Annotated in this window: 16 protein-coding genes; 1 reads left to right on the top strand and 15 read right to left on the bottom strand. The window is 56.3% G+C overall.

Annotation, left to right across the window (positions count from 1 at the left end):
• From FDX19_RS05540 to tssB, 15 genes are read right to left on the bottom strand one after another with little or no spacing between them, the layout of a single operon-like run.
• Positions 1-480: an Hcp family type VI secretion system effector gene (locus FDX19_RS05540; RefSeq protein WP_137381931.1), complete on the bottom strand. Its 480-nt coding sequence runs from the start codon at positions 478-480 to the stop codon at positions 1-3.
• A 19-nt stretch (positions 481-499) separates the two neighbouring features.
• A complete protein-coding gene (locus FDX19_RS05535) occupies positions 500-1,858 on the bottom strand; it encodes a VasL domain-containing protein (RefSeq protein ID WP_137381930.1) in 1,359 nt (452 codons plus the stop codon).
• 10 nt (positions 1,859-1,868) lie between these two features.
• Positions 1,869-5,399: a type VI secretion system membrane subunit TssM gene (gene tssM / locus FDX19_RS05530; protein ID WP_137381929.1), complete on the bottom strand. Its 3,531-nt coding sequence runs from the start codon at positions 5,397-5,399 to the stop codon at positions 1,869-1,871.
• Positions 5,400-5,417: 18 nt separating this feature from the next.
• On the bottom strand, positions 5,418-6,821 hold the full coding sequence (tssA, locus tag FDX19_RS05525) for a type VI secretion system protein TssA (protein WP_137381928.1): 1,404 nt from the start codon (positions 6,819-6,821) through the stop codon (positions 5,418-5,420).
• Between the two features lie 3 nt (positions 6,822-6,824).
• The gene (vasI, locus tag FDX19_RS05520; protein ID WP_137381927.1) at positions 6,825-7,568 is read right to left on the bottom strand and encodes a type VI secretion system-associated protein VasI; all 744 of its coding nucleotides are present in this window, start codon (positions 7,566-7,568) and stop codon (positions 6,825-6,827) included.
• Positions 7,565-10,333 (bottom strand): type VI secretion system ATPase TssH, encoded by a 2,769-nt coding sequence (gene tssH, locus FDX19_RS05515; protein ID WP_137381926.1) that lies wholly within the window; start codon positions 10,331-10,333, stop codon positions 7,565-7,567. The genes vasI and tssH overlap by 4 nt, the downstream gene beginning before the upstream one ends.
• Positions 10,334-10,342: 9 nt before the next feature.
• On the bottom strand, positions 10,343-11,098 hold the full coding sequence (gene icmH, locus FDX19_RS05510; RefSeq protein WP_137381944.1) for a type IVB secretion system protein IcmH/DotU: 756 nt from the start codon (positions 11,096-11,098) through the stop codon (positions 10,343-10,345).
• Positions 11,099-11,120: 22 nt separating this feature from the next.
• On the bottom strand, positions 11,121-12,467 hold the full coding sequence (tssK, locus tag FDX19_RS05505) for a type VI secretion system baseplate subunit TssK (RefSeq protein WP_137381925.1): 1,347 nt from the start codon (positions 12,465-12,467) through the stop codon (positions 11,121-11,123).
• Positions 12,468-12,469: 2 nt separating this feature from the next.
• A complete protein-coding gene (gene tssJ, locus FDX19_RS05500; protein ID WP_137381924.1) occupies positions 12,470-13,003 on the bottom strand; it encodes a type VI secretion system lipoprotein TssJ in 534 nt (177 codons plus the stop codon).
• Positions 13,000-14,283, bottom strand: a complete 1,284-nt coding sequence (gene tagH / locus FDX19_RS05495) for a type VI secretion system-associated FHA domain protein TagH (RefSeq protein WP_368666069.1) — start codon at positions 14,281-14,283, stop codon at positions 13,000-13,002. The genes tssJ and tagH overlap by 4 nt, the downstream gene beginning before the upstream one ends.
• A gap of 16 nt (positions 14,284-14,299) precedes the next feature.
• The gene (gene tssG / locus FDX19_RS05490) at positions 14,300-15,349 is read right to left on the bottom strand and encodes a type VI secretion system baseplate subunit TssG (RefSeq protein WP_137381922.1); all 1,050 of its coding nucleotides are present in this window, start codon (positions 15,347-15,349) and stop codon (positions 14,300-14,302) included.
• On the bottom strand, positions 15,313-17,154 hold the full coding sequence (tssF, locus tag FDX19_RS05485; RefSeq protein WP_137381921.1) for a type VI secretion system baseplate subunit TssF: 1,842 nt from the start codon (positions 17,152-17,154) through the stop codon (positions 15,313-15,315). Before tssF ends, tssG begins: the two co-directional genes overlap by 37 nt.
• A gap of 5 nt (positions 17,155-17,159) precedes the next feature.
• Positions 17,160-17,582 (bottom strand): type VI secretion system baseplate subunit TssE, encoded by a 423-nt coding sequence (tssE, locus tag FDX19_RS05480; protein ID WP_137381920.1) that lies wholly within the window; start codon positions 17,580-17,582, stop codon positions 17,160-17,162.
• A gap of 5 nt (positions 17,583-17,587) precedes the next feature.
• Positions 17,588-19,072, bottom strand: coding sequence for a type VI secretion system contractile sheath large subunit (tssC, locus tag FDX19_RS05475; protein WP_137381919.1), 1,485 nt, complete (start codon positions 19,070-19,072; stop codon positions 17,588-17,590).
• A gap of 24 nt (positions 19,073-19,096) precedes the next feature.
• The gene (gene tssB / locus FDX19_RS05470) at positions 19,097-19,597 is read right to left on the bottom strand and encodes a type VI secretion system contractile sheath small subunit (RefSeq protein ID WP_137381918.1); all 501 of its coding nucleotides are present in this window, start codon (positions 19,595-19,597) and stop codon (positions 19,097-19,099) included.
• Positions 19,598-20,332: 735 nt separating this feature from the next.
• Here tssB and FDX19_RS05465 point away from each other — a divergent pair.
• Positions 20,333-20,851, top strand: coding sequence for an Hcp family type VI secretion system effector (locus FDX19_RS05465; protein WP_137381917.1), 519 nt, complete (start codon positions 20,333-20,335; stop codon positions 20,849-20,851).
• Positions 20,852-21,160: the final 309 nt, after the last annotated feature.

Genomic DNA, 21,160 nt, shown 5'->3' with positions numbered 1-21,160 from the left:
TCAGAAAAGTCGGTCACTCCACAGACTGTAAGCGCTGGTTCCGGCAATGCAGTGTTCCCAGTTAATGCTTTCATAACTAAATGAGACCGATTCTTCGGGCTGTCCTCCGCTGTCGGTGATGGTATGAGGAACGCTCAAACTGATATTCGATATTCGGGCGTTAGTCAGTTTCAGTTTGTAGTACAGTTCGTTCATACCCGAACGGTTGGTGCGGTAAAATGCAAAATCACAGGTCAGACACTCATTTTCCGAAATCGCCTTACCCAACAGTGGTGAAGATTTGTCCACCGGTTTAGTGATGGTCAGCATTTGATGATTGACGTTCTGATCGCGACTCAGTCCGTGGCTTAACGATGTCACCATCATTTCGTCCAGATGTGCGAGCTGGGCTTTGTTGCCAATCGACTGTACTGACGAGCACCCGGCTGAAATCAACCCCTGTAAGTCACCATTCAGTGTCAGATAAACGAGATTTGCCATTGTTGTTCTCCTTGTATCCTTATTTTGCTGAAGCCGGTTGTCCGGCGTCGTTATTTGCGGCTATACCCGGTACGCCATTGTTCAACAGCAGCCAGCGACTTAACACGCCGTCCAGCCGTTCATTAATTTGTTTTTCCAGCTCATCGGTACTTTTCCCCTGAGCCTGGGTTTCCTGGTACTGTGTGATCAGGTACTCCAGCGGCGTTTCCTGATTCAGCAGCCGCTCCGCCTGCCAGGTCACTGTTTTGATATAAGAAAGGGTAAAACCCTGCTTTTCAGTTTCTTTTTTCATCATCAGATCGGCGAAATCCCGCAAATTCTGGCGCGCCTGCTGCCAGCCTTTCATCTGTGGGCTGGCCTGGGCACGGTTTTGCAGAACGGTGTTCCACTGCGTCGTTGCCTGTTGTTGTTGCAGGCTCTCCGGCCAGCGTTTATCTGCGGTACGAACCATCTCCATACCGGTTTCCAGTAGTTGTAGCGGCGGAGTTTCCGGAAGCTGGTGCAGATGTTGTCCGTAACTGTCCAGGTCAGGAGAGGCCAGCCAGACGGTTGCCGCGCCCTGCGCGGTATCCCTGACCTGTGCCAGTTGTTGTTGCATCGGATACACCTGCCACCACCAGAGTGCGGCGGCAGCGATGGCGGTGCAGGCAACCCCTGCCAGAAAGCCTTTTATACTGCGGTCTGTCATGGCTTCCGCTACGGGATCTCTGCCGTGTTGAACCCTGACCTTTATCTCCGGCAGATCCGGTAACGGAGGCACGGTTTCTGCCGTGGCGGGCGATGTACTTTCCGGCGCATAAACCAGCGTTCTGACGGTGGTCTGTGTCTGTGTGCCGGTGTTGCTTTTCGGTGGTGGCTCCAGGCGTTTGCGTGTGTTCTGCACAAAATAGAGCAGGTTTTCCACGCGCGGCGGCTGTTTCAGCTCCACCTGCTGGAGTTTGTCACAGATAAGCTGTAACGCGCGTTCCGTGCGGTACAGCAACGGCAGGTCTGTGCCAGAAAATGACAGTTGCTGGCGCAGAATATTACCGGTCCGGGTGTTGAGCCAGTCCAGCATTCCGGTACGGGCGTGACTGTCCTGTGGCCAGAATTTATCCCAGTCATGGGCTATCATTGCCGCCAACAGCTCCACCCCTTCGCAAAATCCCGTCAGTCCCTGAAGGCGGGTTCGGGCCAGGGTGTAGTAGGTGGCGGTATGCAGATCAACACCGTTGGTTTTGAAAATCGCCAGCGCCAGTGATTCCACCAGTTTCCAGTTCAGCTCCGGCTGTGACGGCTGGCTGGCCTTGCCGATCTCCTCCCGTATGGCGCTGAATTCCGGCAGATTGCGCGGGTCGCTGCCAGTTACAATAATTTGCGTGAGAGCGTCATTACTCATTACTGCCTCCTCAGTACAGGGTATCCGGCAACCGGAACTGGCTGAATAACCCGCCGCTGAACGGGTTATCTTCGGTATCCACATGTACGCGGTAGACCATATAGCCGCCATCGACGTTAAAGCGCACGGTGAAGGTATCATTGGTGACGTTGGTCAACTGGCCTGCGCCAAACAGGCGGAACTGCGCCCATGGCCCGCTGAAGGCGAGACTGCGCGGCGATTTACTGCCGGTGCTGCTTACCAGCGTCAGCTTGCTTTCGTTACCTTCGCGCATGTTGTTCGGCCACACCAGATGCGCGGTGTAGCTGCGTCCCTGGCTGTAGTCCACAAGCTGGCCGTCCAGGTTCAGCACGCTGCGGCGTTTGTTGCCGGACAGCGACACGGTTTCCACAGCGAACTGTGCCCCCAGCCCATTTTGCTGGCTGAAGAAGATGTCGCGGATTTTCTGCGCGGTTGCCAGCTGATCCCGGATATCCTCGCGGATCAGCACCTTACCGTCTTCGCCAAAGGTCAGATCGTTTTCCAGGAACAGTTGCAAATTCTCCTTATAAAAGGTGTCCAGCGTGCCGTCCGGCTTAAAGAAGCGCTCGAATGCATCCAGCGACGCATCCAGCGACGTGCGCGGGTTAAACGGATAGTTGCTGGCGAGTTGTTCATTAAACGGTTTCACCACGTTGTCGCGCCAGTCCACTTCCATGTAATGAACTGCTTCCACCATCACCACATGCCAGGCCTGATCCGCCAGCTTGCCCACCCAGCGATTAAGCGGGGCTGGCAACGTTTTCGCCATCTGGCGGGTGGCAAAGATCGGATCGCTGCTGTTCTGGTCAAGCCGCAGTTGCACCGCTTTCAGCGCCGATTTTCCCGGCACCGGTGAATTCTGAATAGCCAGCAGATAACGGTGCAGTTCGGTCAGTTGCTGGTAAACGGCCTGTAGCGTGCTGGATTTGTCTTTTTGCTCTTCCAGCACACTGTTTTCCGGCGCAAACTCATGCCCCAGTTGCGAGAGTAAGCGGTAGTCCAGCTCGCCCGTTGCCGCTTCCCGCTCCCTGTCGTCCAGTTTTGTGGAAAGCGTCAGAGCATGAGTGTTATCCCGCAGCGCCGTCAGTGCGCGCTGGAACGGCTGGTCGCCGCTGATGATTTGCTCCAGCGCACCGGTCAGCTCCGGCAGGACTTCATAGTCGCGCACGTTAAGGTTATCCATCCCGGCGCGCCAGGTGGCGGTGTAGTCGCTGATATACTGTTCGGTGAGATGACGCTGGATCTCTTCACGGTCGGCGTCGCTGTAAGCGACACTTTGTGTCAGGCTCAGCACCCACGAATCCAGGGCGGTCAGCTCCACCAGGCTGTCGCGCTGTTTGACAAAATAGCTTTGCAGGCCGTAGCGGGTGAGAAACTGTGGGATCACCAGTTTGTTGTCATCGCCGGAGACAAACACCTTATCGAAGGTCGGGCCAACCTGGTCGCGTAAATTCAGATCGGCGGGCAGCACGCCCAGCGCTCTGGTGCGCAGGGTCTGGTAAACGCGCTGGTATATCGGCAGCTTGCTGAGTTCATGCTGCGCGCCGATAATCGGTTTGTCATATGGCGTCCAGCGGCTGATAGCGTCGCTGTCGCCCGTCTGTCGCTGCGCGTGCCAGTCGGTGTGGGCCAGCGCATAGTCCAGGTGGGACATCAGCTGCGTCTGGATATCGCGCTGGCCGTGGAATTCATCACTCCAGCGTCGTGCCATGTACTGTTTCACCAGCTCGTTGTTGCGCCCGCTTTTATCCTCCATCATGCGCATAACGCGCAGTACAGCGAGCTTTTCTTCGCTCTCCGGCGGTGCGTTGTTCAGATCCCGGACCAGGCCGTTAAACAATGAGGGCAGGTAACGCTGCTCCAGCAGATGAATGTAGGTTTGTTCTACATACGGCCCCACGCGCGCGCCCTGGTACAGCCCCATATCCGCCAGAAAGTTGTGATCGCGGTAGTCGCCGTAGGCGAGGGTGGCATCGCGCACCGGGTTAAGCAGCGGCAGTTGCAGATTGCCGTATTCATCGGTGCCCTGCGGTGGCGGCACATCCATAAAGGCTCTGGCCTGTTTAAGCACATCGACACCGGACTGCCAGTTTTTGTTGTAGTAGTGATGCCAGCCGCCTGCCAGTAACACTACCGCCACGGCACTGCAGGCGGAGACGACCGTCAGCCTGCGCCGCGAGTTGCTCAACCAGACGCTGTTTTCACCAGCCAGATTAGGTTCTGCCAGCAACACTTCCGGGAACAAACGGCGGGTGAAGTAAGGTGCGGTTTCGACCAGCGGCCAGGCTGCCAGCGAGCTGTTGCCCAGCCCATACTGGCGGGCGGCAGACTGGGTGAAGATATCATCCACCTGGCCGCGTTGTAGCGAGGAGGTGAGATACACGCCGCGCAACATCACATCCATGTTTTCGCCATCCAGCAGGGCGGCGAGCAGGGAAGCGATGATATCTCCGGCTCCCTGCATCTGGCGCGAGAAGCTGAACAGGGCGCTGCGCTGTGCGGCATTACGCTGAGTCAGCATCAGATCGGCCAGCGCCAGGTTTATCTGTTGTATCCATGCCAGCCAGAAAGCGCTCAGCTCGCTGCGCCACTCATCGCTTTCATGGGCGTGGCGGGTGAAGGTGACGCCAAGGATCGCATCACGATCTTTTTTATCCCGCGCATGGAACAGTGCCGCAAAGCCGGTCAGCAGATCCAGTCGGGTTAATACCACATAGACGGGCAGGCGACAGTGCAGGGACTGGCGGATCTCCTGGAGCTGCTGACGCAGGCTCTGTAGCAGCGCTTCGCGGCGGGATTTGTCCGCCGTCAGCAGATCGGGCAGATCCAGCGTCAGGATCAGGCCGTTGAGTGGCTGGCGTGATCGCGTTTGCATCAACCAGCCCAGCCAGTGCTCACGCAGGCGGCGGTGGAGCAGATCGTCGCCGGAGGGGGCGGTCAGTGCGCCGTCAGTATCAAAAATAACGGCCTGGTTGCCCACGCGCGGCGTAATCAGAGGGTGGTACTCCACACCCCGGAGGGTTTCCGGCGTGTAAATCACATCGGACGGAAAGCCTTCGCGCAGCAGGCTGCTTTTACCGCTGCCGGTGGGGCCAATAACCATATACCACGGCAACTGCCACAGGTAACGGCGGTTATCCAGATGGCGACGCAGGCGCAGCAGCCAGTGATCCAGATACTGCTGCTGGCGGTGAAGCTCCACGGTCAGCGGATCTTTTTCCTCTTCGCGCTGCTGTTTCTGCTGTTTTTCCAGCTGTTGCAGGCGCTTCATTATCCGCGAGGTGAGCCAGACCAGGGCGATAAGCCCCCAGACGGCGGTTGCCAGCCAGCGGTTCGCCAGCGGCTCCAGCCAGCGATGCTCATAGAGCGTCCACGTTGGGCCTTTCCACCAGATCCATACCAGCAAAAAAATCCACGCCAGCGCCAGTAACCAGACAGCGGAAACTTTAAATCGCGGCAGCGCGGGCCGGATGGCCGATTTCAGTATGCTGAATGGTCGCAGGATGGGGAATCTGAACACAGGAACTCCTTGTTATTATTACTGTTCTGCCGTGAATTTCTTTTCGAGCTGCTCCAGCAGGGACGGCTCCCAGTCGGCCAGCATCATATGCAAACCGCTTTTGAACAGGAGGCGGTATTGCTGCTGTGCAAGCTGCAACATTCCGGCCTCTTCGAGAAGCTGGGCGCCGAGGTACTGTCGGTGAAACTGGTCACGGGGGGAGCCTGCCGGAAGATCTTCAAGATACCGCAGCGCAGCTTCCAGCCCCTGCTCCTCAAAACACTGACGGGCGGTCTGTAAGTCCTCGCTGGTCTTCACGACAGCCGTGGTTCGATGATCAGAAGAGGGGGATGCCAGCCATTGTTTGACCTGTTCTGTCACAAACGGCGTGTGGTCGTTAAACAGCAAAGCGGAAAGCTGGGGCAGACGGGTGATAAAGGCGGTCACTTCTTCGCGGATAGCCACCGCCACGCTGTGATAGCCCAGACGCTGCGCGGCCTGCGCTGAAAGGTAATGACCGTCAAACCAGTAGGGTGCGAGCAGCAGGCTCTTCTCCACCTGCTGCCAGAGCGCCATATCGGCGTTGTTCAGCCGCACCAGGTAATCGTCCATCATGTCGGCAGGGAAGGCGGCCAGCAGCGTGCGGCCGTCGCTTTCGGCCTGCGGCGCGGAAGTGATGGTCTGCCACAGGGCATGGCGGCGCAGACGGTAGCCCAGCGGGGAATCCGGCTGGCGTTCGCAGAGGATGGCGGCTACTTTCAGCAGGGTGTCGCGCCAGGCTTTGTCGTCATGGCTGTCGATGCTGACTATTGGCACAGGCGGTGCGACGGGCGTTGCCGTCGCGGCGACCGGAGTCGCAGCGGGTGCGGCAGGCGACGCAGGGGCCGGGACTGCGGTGGAGGTGCTGTCACGAAACGCCCGCTGATACAGTGCGAAAATATCGTCCGCCGCCTGCGCCAGTTCCGGGGCGTTATTCTCCTGCCAGATCTGTGCCAGTTTCGCCAGTTCACCCAGCAACTGGTCGCGCTGTGCCGTGCTGGCCTGCTGCGAAAATGTGTCCGCGCCGGGTTCAAAGCGTTTAATCACCTGAGCGGCAAAGCGTTTTTTATGCGCCATGTTTTGTGGCGCGGCAACTGTCCAGTAATGTGCAACGTACTGTGTCAGCAGCCTGACAGCCTGTAGCACATCCCCGGCATGCTGCAGGGTGCGCAGCAGGTGCGCCAGCAGGCGAAAATCCTTGCTTTCTGAGGCCAGCAACATCAGGCACTGACGCTGGAGTTCGGGCACGTTAAGCTGACTGTGTGCCAGAGAGCCAAGTTTGACGATTTCACTGTCAATGAACTCCCACTGCGGGTTGTCATCTTCCAGTGAGGCGGTCAGTTTCTCCTGCGGCAGATCTTCCAGCAGGTGGGCAAGCCATATATCGGGATTGCGTAAGTCCATTATTTATTCTCCTGCCCAGTGACAGGCATCGCGTAACGGCGCAATGGTTTTTGCCAGCCCGTCAATATTAAAGGTCAGTTTTCCGGCGGCGCTGTCTGCGCCGGTATTAATGGTCAGGGTTTTCGCGCCAAAGAGCTGCTTAATTTCGTCAATGCCGGATAATCCCCGGCTGGACTCCAGCAGGGTGCCGTTTTCACGGATAAACCAGCGGGACTGAAAGCGTCCGCTGTCGGTGGTCAGCGTTACGTCGATGCTGTCCGGTGTCATGGAATGCATCAGCGCTACCTGCATCCGGGTGATGTTATCCACACAGCTGAACATCAGTACCGGGCGCGGCGGCACGTTGCCGATAGCGGGTGTGGTAATAATCACCGTTGGCCGCTCTGCGTCTCCGTTGCTCTGCGTCATCATTAGCGTGGTGGAGTTGTCCGGGCGTTTTTTTTCCTGGGCGAAGGCCCGCTTCCAGGCTTCGCCTTCGTATTTCGCTTTCACCAGTGCACCGCCAAAACCGGACTGTACCGGAGCCAGAATATGGTCATAGCAGTCGAGACGCTCCAGCGCCGCAGGCTCCTGCCGGCAACGTTGCATTGCTGTCAGGGCAGTCTGTGCATCCGGCTCTGCGGATGTCGCCTCGCTCAGCGCTGCCGTCACGCCGGGTACAGGTGGTGTCTGCGCATACGCGATACCACCTGCCAGCAGGCCCGCCATCAGCAGTCCGGTTTGCCGGAGCGTCTGCATTCTGCTCATAGAACGGCTTCGTCCTCTGTTTCCGGTTCGGGCTGCATGTCGTCCGCTGTACCGTCGTCTGGCGCGTCCTCCACGTCTGCGATAAACGCGCCGTCCGTCACGCCCAGCACGATGCGGGCAATCGCCGCATTCGCCGCCATTTTCTGCAACAGCAGCAGCGACAGCGGCGGCAGCATCTCGCCGTCGATGACCGATTCCAGCATTCGCGCGCCGTTTTCAGCGCGGGTGACGCGGTTCATGATTTCATCGGTCACCGCCGGTTCAATCACCACTTCTGCGCCGAAGCGGGTACGCAGCACGTTATCCAGACGGGCCAGTTTTCCGGCGATAATGGTGGCGAGCGTTTCGCGCGACAGCGGCAGGTACGGCACCACTTCCATACGCGCCAGCAGTGCGGGTTTGAAGAAATCTGCCAGTACCGGATACAGGGCTTCCTGCATGGTCTCCGGGTTGTCAGCATGTTCGACAATCACCTGGTAACCCAGGTTGGAGGTGAGGAAAAAGACGATATTTTTGCAGTCGATAACCCGCCCTTCGCCATCCGCCATTTCGCCTTTATCAAACGCCTGGTAGAACAGATTGAGCACATCCGGGTGGGCTTTTTCCACCTCGTCGAGCAGCACCACGGAATACGGCTTCTGGCGGATCGCTTCGGTCAGCACGCCGCCCTCGCCGTAGCCGACATAGCCCGGCGGAGAACCAATCAGGCGCGAAACGGTGTGTTTTTCCTGAAATTCCGACATGTTGATGGTGGTGAGGTACTGGCGACCGCCGTAGAGCAGTTCGGCCAGTTGCAGGACGGTTTCGGTTTTACCGACGCCGCTGGGACCGGCCAGCAGGAATGCGCCCAGCGGGCGTCCGGGGCGGCGCAGATCGGCGCGCGCGGTTAGCAGGTGTTTATGCAGGTGCTTAATCGCCAGGTCCTGGCCCTTGATGGTATCGCCCAGCCACTGCGGCAGATCGGTGATCACCGACATTTCATTCTGCGACAGACGGTTAAGCGGTACGCCGGTCCATTCGGCGATCACCGCCGCGATCTGCTTTTTATCGACGTGCGGGGAAACCAGCAGTTGCGTGTGGTGCAGGGCATCCAGTTCGGCAGTGAGCTGCGCGAGACGGGTGGCTGGGGGGATTTCGTGTTCCGCTTCCGGCTGCTCTTTGACGGGGTCGTCCACCGTTGTGGCGTCACTGTCGACTGTTTCTGCTTCAGTCGTTGCTGTTTCATCGATATCGGTGTTGTCGGTCGCTTCTGTTTCTTCCAGCAACTTTTTACGCAGCGCGATAATCTCCTGCACCAGCGTTTGCTGTTGGAGCCAGGCGGCTTCCAGCTCATCAAGTTGGGTCAGTGTTTCGTCATACTGCACGATCACTTCCGTCAGCCGCGCGTTGTCAGACCGCAGGCCAATGCGGATTTCACGCTCAAGCTGGCGAATTTCCGCTTCGCACTGCTGGCTCAGTGTGGTCAGTGCCGAAATTTGCCGGGGTGGAGAGGACAGGTTGATCGCCACACGGGCGCAGGCGGTATCCAGCACATCGATGGCTTTATCCGGCAACTGGCGACCTGACAAATAGCGCTCGCTTAACGTCGCTGCTGCCTGTAGGGCATCGTCGTCAATCAGCACGCCGTGTGCCTGCTCATACACCATCGACAGACCGCGCAGGATAATGGTCGCTTCCGTCGCCGAGGGTTCGCTGACCTTCACAAGCTGGAAACGGCGCGACAGGGCGGCGTCTTTCTCGAAATATTTTTTATATTCGCTCCATGTGGTGGCGGCGATGGTTTTCAGCTCGCCGCGCGCCAGCGCCGGTTTAAGCAGGTTGGAAATATCCAGCCCGCCCTGCTGGTTACCTGCGCCAATCAGCGTGTGTGCCTCGTCGATAAACAGAATAATCGGCTTTGGCGACTGAATAACTTCCGCCATCAGTCCTTTAAAGCGCTTCTCAAACTCGCCCTTAACGGAGGCTCCCGCCTGTAATGCGCCGAGATCCAGCGTCATAATATCGGTCTCGCGCAACTTGTCCGGCACCTGGCCCGCGACGATGCGCAGCGCCAGTCCCTCAATCAGCGCGCTTTTGCCGACGCCCGCCTCGCCCACCACGACCGGATTATTTTTACGGCGGCGGCAGAGAATGTCGATCATCAGGTCGATTTCGTTGTCGCGGCACAGCACCGGATCGAGTTTGCCGTTGCGGGCGTCTGCGGTCATATTTTTGGCGTAACGGGCAAGCAGACTGTCGCCGGTATCGGCAGTCTGAGTGGCTGTTGGCGTGTCTGCATTCAGTACGACTGACTCCGCCGATTCACGGGTCCAGTCGGCAAAATCCTGACGCAACCGGTCGCGGTTAATGCCGGTCAGCAGGCGGGTGGCGGCGGGCGGTACATAGCGCGATGCTGAATGCAGCAACGCCAGCAGCAGGATACCGCCGCGAAGTTCACTGGACTGCATTTCCGCCGAGGCCAGCAACCAGGCATCGCGCAACCATTCAACCAGTAACGGCGAAAAGACCGGATAGCTGTCGATATGGCGCATGGTGGCATAGTGTTCCACGGTTAACGCCTGACCCAGTTCGTCCACGGTAATATCCGCTTTTTCCATAATGACGCGCAGATCGCTGCGGGGCATGGCAAGCATCTGTATCAGGACATGGCTGACGGTGATTTCAGTGGACTGCTGGCTCATACAGGCCGTGGCAGCCAGTTCCAGCGCCTGACGGGAAAAGGGGTTCAGCCGTTTTACCAGCGTTGAGATATCAATCTGGATCATGAGATGTCCTTATCGGAGTAATTTATTAAGCTGGTACAAAATATCCTGTGTCTGATTGTCCAGACGCAGCAGGTAAAACAGATAAAACAGCGCCAGCACGACAACGCCGCCGAGCAGCACATGTTTAACGGTCAGCCGTTTAATCAGCTGGTAGCGTCCGCCCTGAGTTTTTTTATCCTGGTGTAGTAACGGAAACGGCGCGTCGCCGCGCAGCTTATGGAGCACATGGTGCAGACGCTGGTATATGTGCTCAAACTCATCCTGCTGCTGCATGGCAACCTTGTAGCGTCCGCGAAAGCCGAGTGAAAAGCACAGATACAGGAATTCCAGCAGATCCTGATAACGCACCGGTTCCCGGATCAGACGCTCCAGCAGAATAAAGACTTTCTCACCGCCCCAGGCCTCGTTATGGAAATGCACCAGTAACGACTGTTTGATCCACTCGTTTTTGTTCGACCAGCCGTTGCCCAGCGCCGCTTCGTCAATAAAAGTGCAGAGAATGTAGCGAAACGAGACAATCACGCCCGGCTCATAGCCCTGCTCCTGCAACAGTTGCTCCACTGCCTGAACGTCGGTTACTACCTGCGCAAACAGGTGTTCCGGCATGTTTTGACTGTTCATGGTGGCGAGGCGCATCACCATGCCGAGCAGCGGGGTGGCGGCATCGATCATCGGGTTCAGACTGTTGCCGCGAAGTGCCAGTCGGTACTGGCGTCCCGGTGTTCCGCTTTCCGGCTCCACAGGAAAAACCGACGGTTCGTTCATGTCACTGATATCGCTCATGGCATCAGCCCCTTATTGCCCAGAGCTGGAGATCCAGTTCCGGGAAGGTGCCGGAAATATGCAGCGCCAGCGCGCCGACTTTCACCACGTCCTGCCAGGCTGCAACACCTTTTTCCAGCTCGAAGTAAACATACCCCTCGTGGTAAGGCAACTGGCGCGGGGCGGCGGTCAGCGTGCGGATCGGAATACCGGGGACCTGGACGCTGACCACATCGCGAATTTTGTTGGTGGCGGCGATTTTTGACTGCTGGATAAACTGGCGCTGTACCTGGTCGTAGGGCATCCGGGCGCGCACGGCCAGCACCAGCTTGCTGGACTGCAACAGCGTCGGATCGTTGATGGGGGCAATCCACGTCCCTTCGGTAAAGTGCAGCGGCAGATTCTGCGCGCGGGGAACCAGTACCGTATTGAGCGCTCGCCGCAGTTCCGGGAGCACCGTCTTGTTGAAGGTGAGGGTGAGATCCCGGTGATCGTAGTGCTCCACCGCGCAGGGCAGGCGGTTATCTTCGGTAAAGGTCATCAGCTCACCCAGCAGCCCCACAAGATCCCGGTAGAATGCCTCCGGATGCAGCGTGTGCAGACGTGAGCGGTGGGTAAACTGCATCTGATGACGGTTGAGCATCTGTAACATCATGAATTCGGCCACATCGGCGATCCCGCTCTGTTCCGGCGAACCGATGCGCCCGGCCAGATCGGCGGCGCGGCGGGCCAGTAGCCCCTGAACCTCTCCGGCAAAGGCCCCGAGTACCCCGCTGACGCGAATGGCCTGAACAGCAGGAATAAAGGTGGTGTCCAGCACCAGCGCACCAGTGGTACTTATGTTGCGGATACGGCACAGGGGAAGCGTCACCATCGCGCTGAGATCGTCTGCGCCGCTGACGATCCGGGGAACCAGTTGCCCCAGGCCGACAGGCTGCTCGTCACCTTCATCGGTATGAAAATCGCGGATGCGGGCGTGCGTCAGGCGATAGCGCCCCGTCCCCTGCCCGGCGCTGTGTAGCCCCTGGATCTCATTGACCACATCGCTCTGAACTGGCAGCGCCAGGTAAATATCGTGGCTCTCTTTTGATGACAGCGTACCCGGCTGGAAAGGCTCCGGCAGCAGATCCTGGTCGGGGATACTGAATACGGTGCCGTCCGGCATACAGCCCGCCGCCCGGTCAATCATTATTTTGCCCTGAGCCAGCAGTTCGGTATTCATGGAGAGTTCGGTGAAACCCCAGGCAAAATCCCCCAGGGCATCCAGACGGCGGGTCAACAGAAACTCACTGTGACGTTCCTGTTGCTGAAAATGCTGCGGCAGGGCAAACACGCCCTCCTGCCAGATAACCTTATTTTTCATTGTCGCCATCGTCACTCTTCCTCTTTCTTCATCTCAATCGTATTACTGCGAATATGCACCAGCAGGCGATAACTGTGGCCGGTGCTTTCCACCGGCTCGATTTGTTTCCATTCGGTTGTCTGGTCGTCAGAAAAATAGGCCACCACGGCGATAAACCCGGTTTTCTCATCCAGTTTGACGGGCGGCAGCGTTTTTATGGTGTCCGGCAACAGGTTAAAATCCTGATGGTCGATATAGTTTTTCCCCAGCACATCGGGCAGGGCGGTGGTGGCTATCTGGTCATAGTCGGCGGCCTGAAATTTTGAGTCGTCGCTCAGATACACCAGTTGCACATCCACCGGCGCGGCTTCGCCATCGGCGGTGAGATTGGTATCCGGCTCGGTCAGCAGCGTCACCGTGACTTCCGACGCCTGTGATTTGAGGGAGCCCACAGGGATGTTCGGGTTCGCTATCACCTGGCCGATTTTTTTCACCGTCTCGCAACCCGTCAAGGTGGCGGCGAAAAGGATCGCCATCACGCAGGCGCGAAAAAAACGCCCTGTCATGCTTCCGGCTCCCGCTGTTTTTCGCGCAGTACCCGGTCATAGACCTGGGCGTAGACTTCATTGAACAGCATTTCGAAACCCTGCTGGCGGCTGGAGGCCAGCTCATCGTAGTAATGACTGTACATTTTCCAGGCCCCGGCATCGTCCAGCGTCTGACGCTGCTCATGGCTGCGGCGGTACTGGGCAAAGCGACGCATCAGGCTCTGCGGAGAGAAGGCGTCCAGCATCACGCGCAATGCTTCACAGATGGCGGCTTTATTGGCTTCTTCGTGGTGGCGGATATTACGCAGGCTTTCCGCAATGGCCGACGGCGCGGCGAGATGTACCGGGCTTTTGCCTTCGGCAAACATCACGTTCAGCGCGGTGGCGTAATCCATGTGCAGGCGCAGGGGGTTGTCCTCCAGCGGGCGCAGATGCTTATCCGACAGACTGTTTTGCTGTTGTTGCAGACTCAGCAGTCCCTTAATGGCGGCCTGAAGCGTCCGTCCGGCCTCTTCGAGAAACGCGTCAGCCTCCTGGGAATTGCTGATGGTCAGCGGGCAGTCCATCCCGCGCAGCAGCGGCGTGACGGCCAGGTGATACTGCGCCATGGCGGCGAACTCATCTTCGTTATCGTTACGGGTATTTCCGGGCGGCAGATCCATAAAGGCGGTGTTGATCCCGTTATTACCGGTTAGATCAGACAGCGGCGGATCTGTACGGGACGCACGCATGGAGAACAGCGGATCCAGTGTTGCTGTCAGACTCTCCGACTGTAACGCCTGGAGCGGATCGCCGGAAAAACCGTGCGCCACCGTGGGGGCTAACTGATGCCGGAACGGCATTCCCGGATATTCAGGCTGCCCTTCGGTGGTTAGCAGGGTTTCCGCCAGGCTGTCGCGGTTCATGACGATGGTTTCCGGGGTGGCCATTCGCTCATCGTAGCTGACGGCAGCACCCTCATGCAGAAAGGCTTTCAGCGCCAGCGCGCCGAGCTGAATTTCATCGCCCTGGCGCAGGCGCACCAGCGCATCCCCTGAGACCGGAGCCAGGTTAATTATCAGCCCCGGCATCAGGCTTTTCAGGCAGAACGCCCCGTCATGCCGGACAACCGTGCAGGCATGTCCGGCAATGACGCCCGCCCTGTCCTGTACCGGCCAGCGGCAGTCGGACGCATGGCCGATATCGCCACCGTCTTCGCTGAACAGGCATTTTGCGGCGCGTCCGCTTTCCAGCTCATTGCCGTTCATCACCTGTAAGGTCAGTGATGCCTGGCAGGATTGCGGTTTTTCCTCAGCCATAAGCTGCTCCATAAAATTACTCCCTGATACGAATGGTGATGGCGGGCGGCGTTTTAGGCTCACCAATAAAACAGGTGCGTCCCAGTTGAGAACTGGCTCTGTCGCCCAGACGCATTCCCTTAGCCTGCTCCGGTGCCAGGCACAGCCGTAAATCCCAGGCAAACTGGTCGCGCAGAATAAAGGAAATAAACAGGGTCAGCGGCAGGTGGTTTTCACCATCGGGTAAAAATGAGAGATAGCGCTCACGCGACAGGCCTCCAATCTGCAACAGAAATTTGCCGCTGCGATCCGGTACGCGGGAGCCCAGCGTAAAATTGACGCCGATAATGGATTTGCCAGGAACATGCCCGGCGGTTTTGCTCCTGGGATTACGCACGCCCAGTTGGGTTCGCCGTGACGGATCGATGGTCACCTGACGCAACTGCCAGCGCTCAATGGTGACGTCCGGCAAATCGAAGCAGTGTGACACCAGGTTGCAGATAACCTCCGGCGCACGGCCCGGCGTGGCGAGGATCCCGGCGTAGGCCAGCATTTTGCTGTGGTTAATGGCAAGACTGTCGCGCACGCTCTGGCTGCCCAGGCCCACCAGCGCATACATCCGCTGTGAGAAGGTATCGGTGCCGCCGTTGCGAAAACAGATGTAATAGCGGTATTTGCGCCAGGCGTGATAAGCGAACTGCGTCCAGCGGTGGCTGAACAGGTCGAGAAATTCTTTCAGGCCGTCTTCATTCTGTGCAGATTCGCGCGCCATCCGGTCCAGATAATAACCTGGCAGCGGCGACTGGCTACCGGAAAAGCCGAGGAATTTTGTTTCCAGCACGAACTGCCCCGTATCACTGCGGGAAAGCTGGCCCAGATCGCTGCCCGGAAACGCAATACTGGCGTCAGAGCTGAAACGCACAATTTCTTCGTCGGGTTCGGTACGCAGCGACACTTCCTGATCCGCTGCGCCATAACGGCGATAGAGCGCCTCCAGCAGTACATAGAAATTACAGCTGCGCACGTCCGTCGGAAAGAGTGACTTCGCCGTTATATCAGGGCGTGCTGGCCCATTTTTTCCTGCCATTCCCAGGACTCCAGACTTTCCGTGTTGATGATCTTCAGACAGTGATAGGAATTGATGCTGGCGTAGAGGGCGAAGAAGTGTGACAACACCGTCCCCAGCAGATAAATTTCACCTTCACAGACAAACGGATCGGGGCGTATCCACAGTGTGGTCGCCAGTCCGCGCACCGGAACGCCCTTAAACAGCCGATCGACAGGTTTAGTTTCCAGTTTTTCGATGGCGTCCAGTTTCTGGCGCGACAGCCTGGCCCGCTGCGGATGATGAACGCCCGGTAAATCAAAGGTGCGCAGGATCTGAATCAGCGTCTCCCGGTCCAGCAGGGAAAGGTAGTTCAGGTTCATGGCGGAAATCAGTGACCAGTGCATATCACCGTCTGTCACCGGATACAGCGGCTGGGTCGGGCGTGTGACGTTGCGAAATGACGCCACCGCAGGATTTTTACTGACCGCCACGCAGATATCGCCGGTGTGCAGCCGGGCGGGCAACATCCGGTTGGTGCAGATTAACGAAGCGGTGATCACGTCATCGTTAAACCGTGAATTGTCCGGCACGCTGCCGTCCGCATGGACAAAAGCAAGGGTATGCTCAAGCCCGCGATGGAACAGGGAAGTTTTCGTCCGGTGATGCCAGTAGACCACTTCGCGCTGCTGGCTGTATTCCATCTGGTGGTGGAAGCTTTCAAATTCGGGCCAGTGGCGCACCTTGCTACCCGGACTGGTATTTGTCGCCGACACTTTCACTTTACTGGTGACGGCGCTGACCTGAAAAATATCGTAGGCGTCCGGATGTTTGTGGCTGGCGCGCAGCGGGTATTCCGCCCTGTGACCATCCGGCCTGACGGGTTCGGCGTAATGGGAAAACAGGTTAATGGCGGGCGTACAGTGCAGGCGCAGGGAATCCTGGCGCAATTTAACGTCAGTGGGTAATGGACGGTTAAAATGCAGACGCAGTGTAAAGGCGCTGACCGGAAAATCCTTTGGCAACGGTGCGACATCCCGAACGTGAAAAAAGAAAAAGGCTTCGGGGTAACAGAAATATTCCTGGAGCACGCGGTAGCCGCTGTGGACGTTCTTCGGCCAGGGCAGCAGGGCATCCTGGTTGTCAAAACCGGCAGCGTCCAGCCACAAATCCGGCAGCGGCAGGCGAAGATCCCCGGCGATCAGTTCTGCGTCCATCAGGCATTCGCAGAACCACAGATAAAGCTGGTGGCGGGTGTAGTCGTCTTCGTTGCCCAGCCAGAACGTCAGCTTGTTCAGATCGAGGATATCCGATGACACCCGGTCATCGGCAACGAAGCTGATATCAATCACACCTTCTTTCAGGCTGCTGGCGTTGCGCACATCACCGATTCGCAGCGGCTGTAACCAGATATCCCGCGCCAGGGTGAAATGACAGGGCTGAGAGGGTGCTGTTTCATCATTGTTGTCTGGCAGTACGTCTGGGGCGGAGGTCCGGGAATGACGGATACGGCTTTTGATGAGTTCATTACGGCAAACCTTAACCGCTGTTTTCAGTAGGTCCATCTCGGGTTCATAGGCAATAACCGTCATGGCGGGAACCGGGCGCAGATAGTTGGCCCATAGCATACGGATCAGCCCGTGAGTGAACTCGGGAAACTCATCTTCGAGTTTCTGGCGCAGGCTACCGGACATAAAGGCGAAAGCCTCCAGCAGGCGCTCCACATCCGGATCACCTTCTTTCTCGGCAAGAAAGTGCGCCAGATGCGGTTTTTCCTGTGCCAGCAATTTGCCGAGGCGGCGCAGATAATCCAGTTCCTCGCGGTAGTAACGTTCTTCGAAAGCCATCAGAGCTACTCCACACAATAATGCTGGTGGCTGTCCAGCAGGATATCAAACTCAAACATGTCGCTGGCTTCACTGAAATCTACCGTTGCCACAATGTGAAAACGTAGCTCCAGTGGAGCATATTCATCCGGGATTACCGCCGTAACAACCGCATCAGCAATCCGGGGTTCGTAGCGTAAAATACACTCGCTGATAGTTTTTCGAATTTCACGTCTGAAATCACTGGAGGCCAGCGTTTCATCATTTAAATCGATAATCCCCAGCTCTGGTGAGCCATAACAGCTATCTGAGCGGGTATTCAGGATTTGTTGCAGATTGCGCCTGATCGATCGCACCCGCGCTTCTTTCGGGTTCTGGTATGAAGACGGGTTTGCCGCTTCCGAAATACGTTCAAACAGACTGCCTGTAAATCCTGAATCCCGGCTCATTGGTACTATTCCTTATCCAGGCGACCGACTAACGACAAGTCAAAGCTGGCACCCATGTATTTAAAATGGGGGCGGACGCTGATGGCGACCTGATACCAGCCTGGCTCGCCGTCCACATCCATCACTTCAATTTTGGCCTGGCGTAACGGCCTGTGGCTGCGTACTTCAGCAGGCGGATTTTCCTGGTCGGCCACATACTGGCGGATCCAGGCATTCAGCTCGCGCTCCAGATCGCCGCGCTCTTTCCAGGAACCGAGCTGTTCACGCTGGATGACCTTGATATAGTGCGCTAACCGGCTGATAACGAATAAATAGGGTAGTTGTGTGCCCAGCTTGTAATTCGTTTCAGCAGCCTTGCCCTCCGGGGTTTTGGGGAATTTTTTCGGTTTCTGAATCGAATTTGCCGAAAAGAAACAGGCATTGTCGGAGCCTTTTCGCATGGTGAGGGTGATAAAACCTTCTTCTGCCAGCTCGTACTCGCGACGGTCAGTGACTAACACCTCGGTCGGAATTTTGGCCTGCATTTGTCCCATGGCTTCATACATATGGACGGGCAGATCTTTTACTGCACCACCACTGGTCGGACCAATTATGTTGGGGCACCAGCGGTACTTGGCGAAGCTCTCCGCCAGGTTCGCGGCCAGCAAAAACGCGGTATTCCCCCACAAATAATCGTTGTGATCCTGGCTGACGCTTTCGTTGTAGCGGAACGTTTTTACCAGGTTTTCATCCGTCGAATAGGGATGGCGTACCAGGAATCGGGGCGCGGTCAGCCCCAGATAACGGGAGTCTTCAGATTCGCGCAGGGTACGCCACCGTGAATACGCTGGTCCTTCGAAAATAGCGCCGGGTTCTCTGACTCCGGGTAATTCCGTCCAGGAATCCAGCCCGAAAAATTCGGATGAGACTGATGACAGGAACGGGCAATGCGCCATGGCGGACACCTGGCTGACATATTTCAGCAGCTTCATATCTCGTGTGGTGTTTTTAAACGCAAAATTCCCGATTACCGCCGCCACCGGTTCACCGCCAAATTGACCGTAACCGCTTGAATAAACATGTTTATAGTACGCTGACTGGGTGATATCTGCCGCGAAATCGAAGTCGTCTAATAACTCTTCCTGGGTGGCGTTGAGAAAATGAATTTTAATGTTTTCGCGGGTATCGGCACGTTCGACCAGCAGTTTCAGGGAACGTAATAACGACTCCAGCTCCTGAAACACCGGGGTATGGATAATGGCGTCCATCTGCCTGCCGGTGCGCTCATCAATGTCGTTTATCATGGCATCCACCGCCAGGATATTGATGGGCTCCTCGTTACTGTCGTTTTGCAGCATGGCGGCAATAAACGCCCCCACGCCCTGACGGGTAATATCGTAGCTTTCTGATGTGGGCTGGACGCGGGTCTGCGCCATAATTTCATCAAGCAGGGACGGGGTTGCGGCAGTCTGTGACGTGCTGGCGGGAGCAATATCTTCCTGTAATGACATTTGGGAAATCCTTCTGCAAAAAAATTATTTCTTAGCGGCGATGCCCAGTTCCTGAATCAGCTGCTCGCGCGTCTCTTCGTTTTCCAGCAACGCCTGGATTTGCTGGCGGAAAGCGGGCAAATTGCCCATCGGCGACTTAAGTGCAACCAGTGCTTCGCGCAGCTCCAGCAGACGTTTTATCTCCGGCACCTGACGGGCGATACTGTCCGGGGAAAGATCGCTCATCGATTTAATTTTCAGGCTGATGTTCAGGTGTTCATCCGGGGCATCGCTGAGTTCAGCCGGAACCAGAAATTCCCGTTCAATACCCGCTTCCGCAATCACCGCATCAAGGTTATGCCGGTTAACGGCAATCGCCGTGCGCTCATCCAGCGGCGTCTTGTCTGGCGCGCCTTTCAGATTGCCGGTGATCAGGAGATTAAGCGGCAACTCGACATCAGCCGCCACACCGTCAATTTTTGGTGTGTATTTAATTGAAATACGCTCTTTTGGCGCAACGCTTCCGTCATTTTTGCTGCTGCTCATATGAATAGTCCATTGAGTGGTTGTCCGGGCCATGAAGGCGGCATGAACCGTAAAGCAAAAAAATGCCAGAAATGCCGCTCAGATGGCGATGAAAATTAAACTTTCGTATGTTATCTGAAATCGCATCTTACGCTTATAAAAAGATTTTGAAAGCGCTTTTTTCGAATAAAAGAGAGGAGTATGCTGAATGAAATGAAGGGATATGAACCTGTGTGCAATACGTAGATTACCTGAGGGATGGGGCCATGAATAATCGAAATGAGAGTGTCACGATATCATGTATTGTTTTCTATTCAATTGTTTTATATGAATATTTTTACGAATCATGTCATTAATGGATAATAAGATAATCATTTATTTAATATATCAATCATTAATTTAATTACGGATTACAAGTGTTGTTAGTTATTCGCGCTGGAACGCGAGATTTAGAATAAATAATATTTATTCATGAGTAAGCATTTCTGTTTTATAAAAGTGTTTAGCGTTGAGAACAGATACCGATAATTCATCTGCTGTCTGTTTGTACATGTGTTTTGATACACAGGAAACTTTGGCACAGTGTGTATTAATAAACACTTGCGTATTTGGGGTGTCATCTGGTCTGAGTGGTTATCAGCAGGCCGGATACGAGGATGATACGGTTTCCTGAGAGTGCCGTACTGTTTCTGTCTGTCGGCGACTGACGGCGGACGACTATCGCAGTTATTGAAAATGTTCACAAGGAGTATACAAATGCCAACACCGTGTTACATCTCTATTACAGGGAAAACCCAGGGGAATATCACTGCTGGTGCATTCACCGCAGATTCTGTCGGTAACATCTATGTACAGGGTCATGAAGACGAAATGCTGGTGCAGGAGTTTTTGCACAACGTCACCGTGCCGACCGATCCGCAGTCCGGTCAGCCAGCAGGCCAGCGCGCGCACAAACCGTTCATTTTTACCGTGGCGCTGAATAAAGCGGTTCCATTGCTGTACAACGCGCTGGCGTCCGGCGAGATGCTGCCGAAAGTTGAGTTGCACTGGTGGCGCACGTCTGTTGAAGGTAAACAGGAGCACTATTTCACCACCCGCCTGACTGACGCAACGATTGTGGATATGAACCTGCATATGCCGCACTGCCAGGATCCGACGCAGCGTGAATTCACCCAACTGCTCGCCGTATCACTGGCGTACCGTAAGGTTGAGTGGGAGCACCTCAAGTCCGGCACCTCCGGCGCCGACGACTGGCGTGCGCCGCTGGAAGCGTAAATGGGGTTTATGTAAATTGACAGCATTCTGTCCTGACGGGCAGGGTGCTGTTCTTGTATGGAGCCGTTGTAAAAGCAGTTGTCAGTAGAGAGTTACACTTTTTTACGGGAGATGGCGGATGCCGGAGACTTCGGCGGTAGCGTGCCTGAAAATGAGCGTAACGCTGTACTGACATCCCCTGCCTGGTGGTGATAACGGCAGACAACGTGTTTTCAGTGAGCGACTCAGGGAGCGGCAGATATGTCCTTAGAAGGTCTTCGTTTCACACTGGAGGTTGACGGCCAGGAGCCGGACACCTTTGCGGTGGTG

Source organism: Citrobacter sp. wls619, from assembly GCF_005281345.1.
Lineage (GTDB): Bacteria > Pseudomonadota > Gammaproteobacteria > Enterobacterales > Enterobacteriaceae > Citrobacter.
This window is presented reverse-complemented; position numbering and strand designations above follow the sequence as displayed.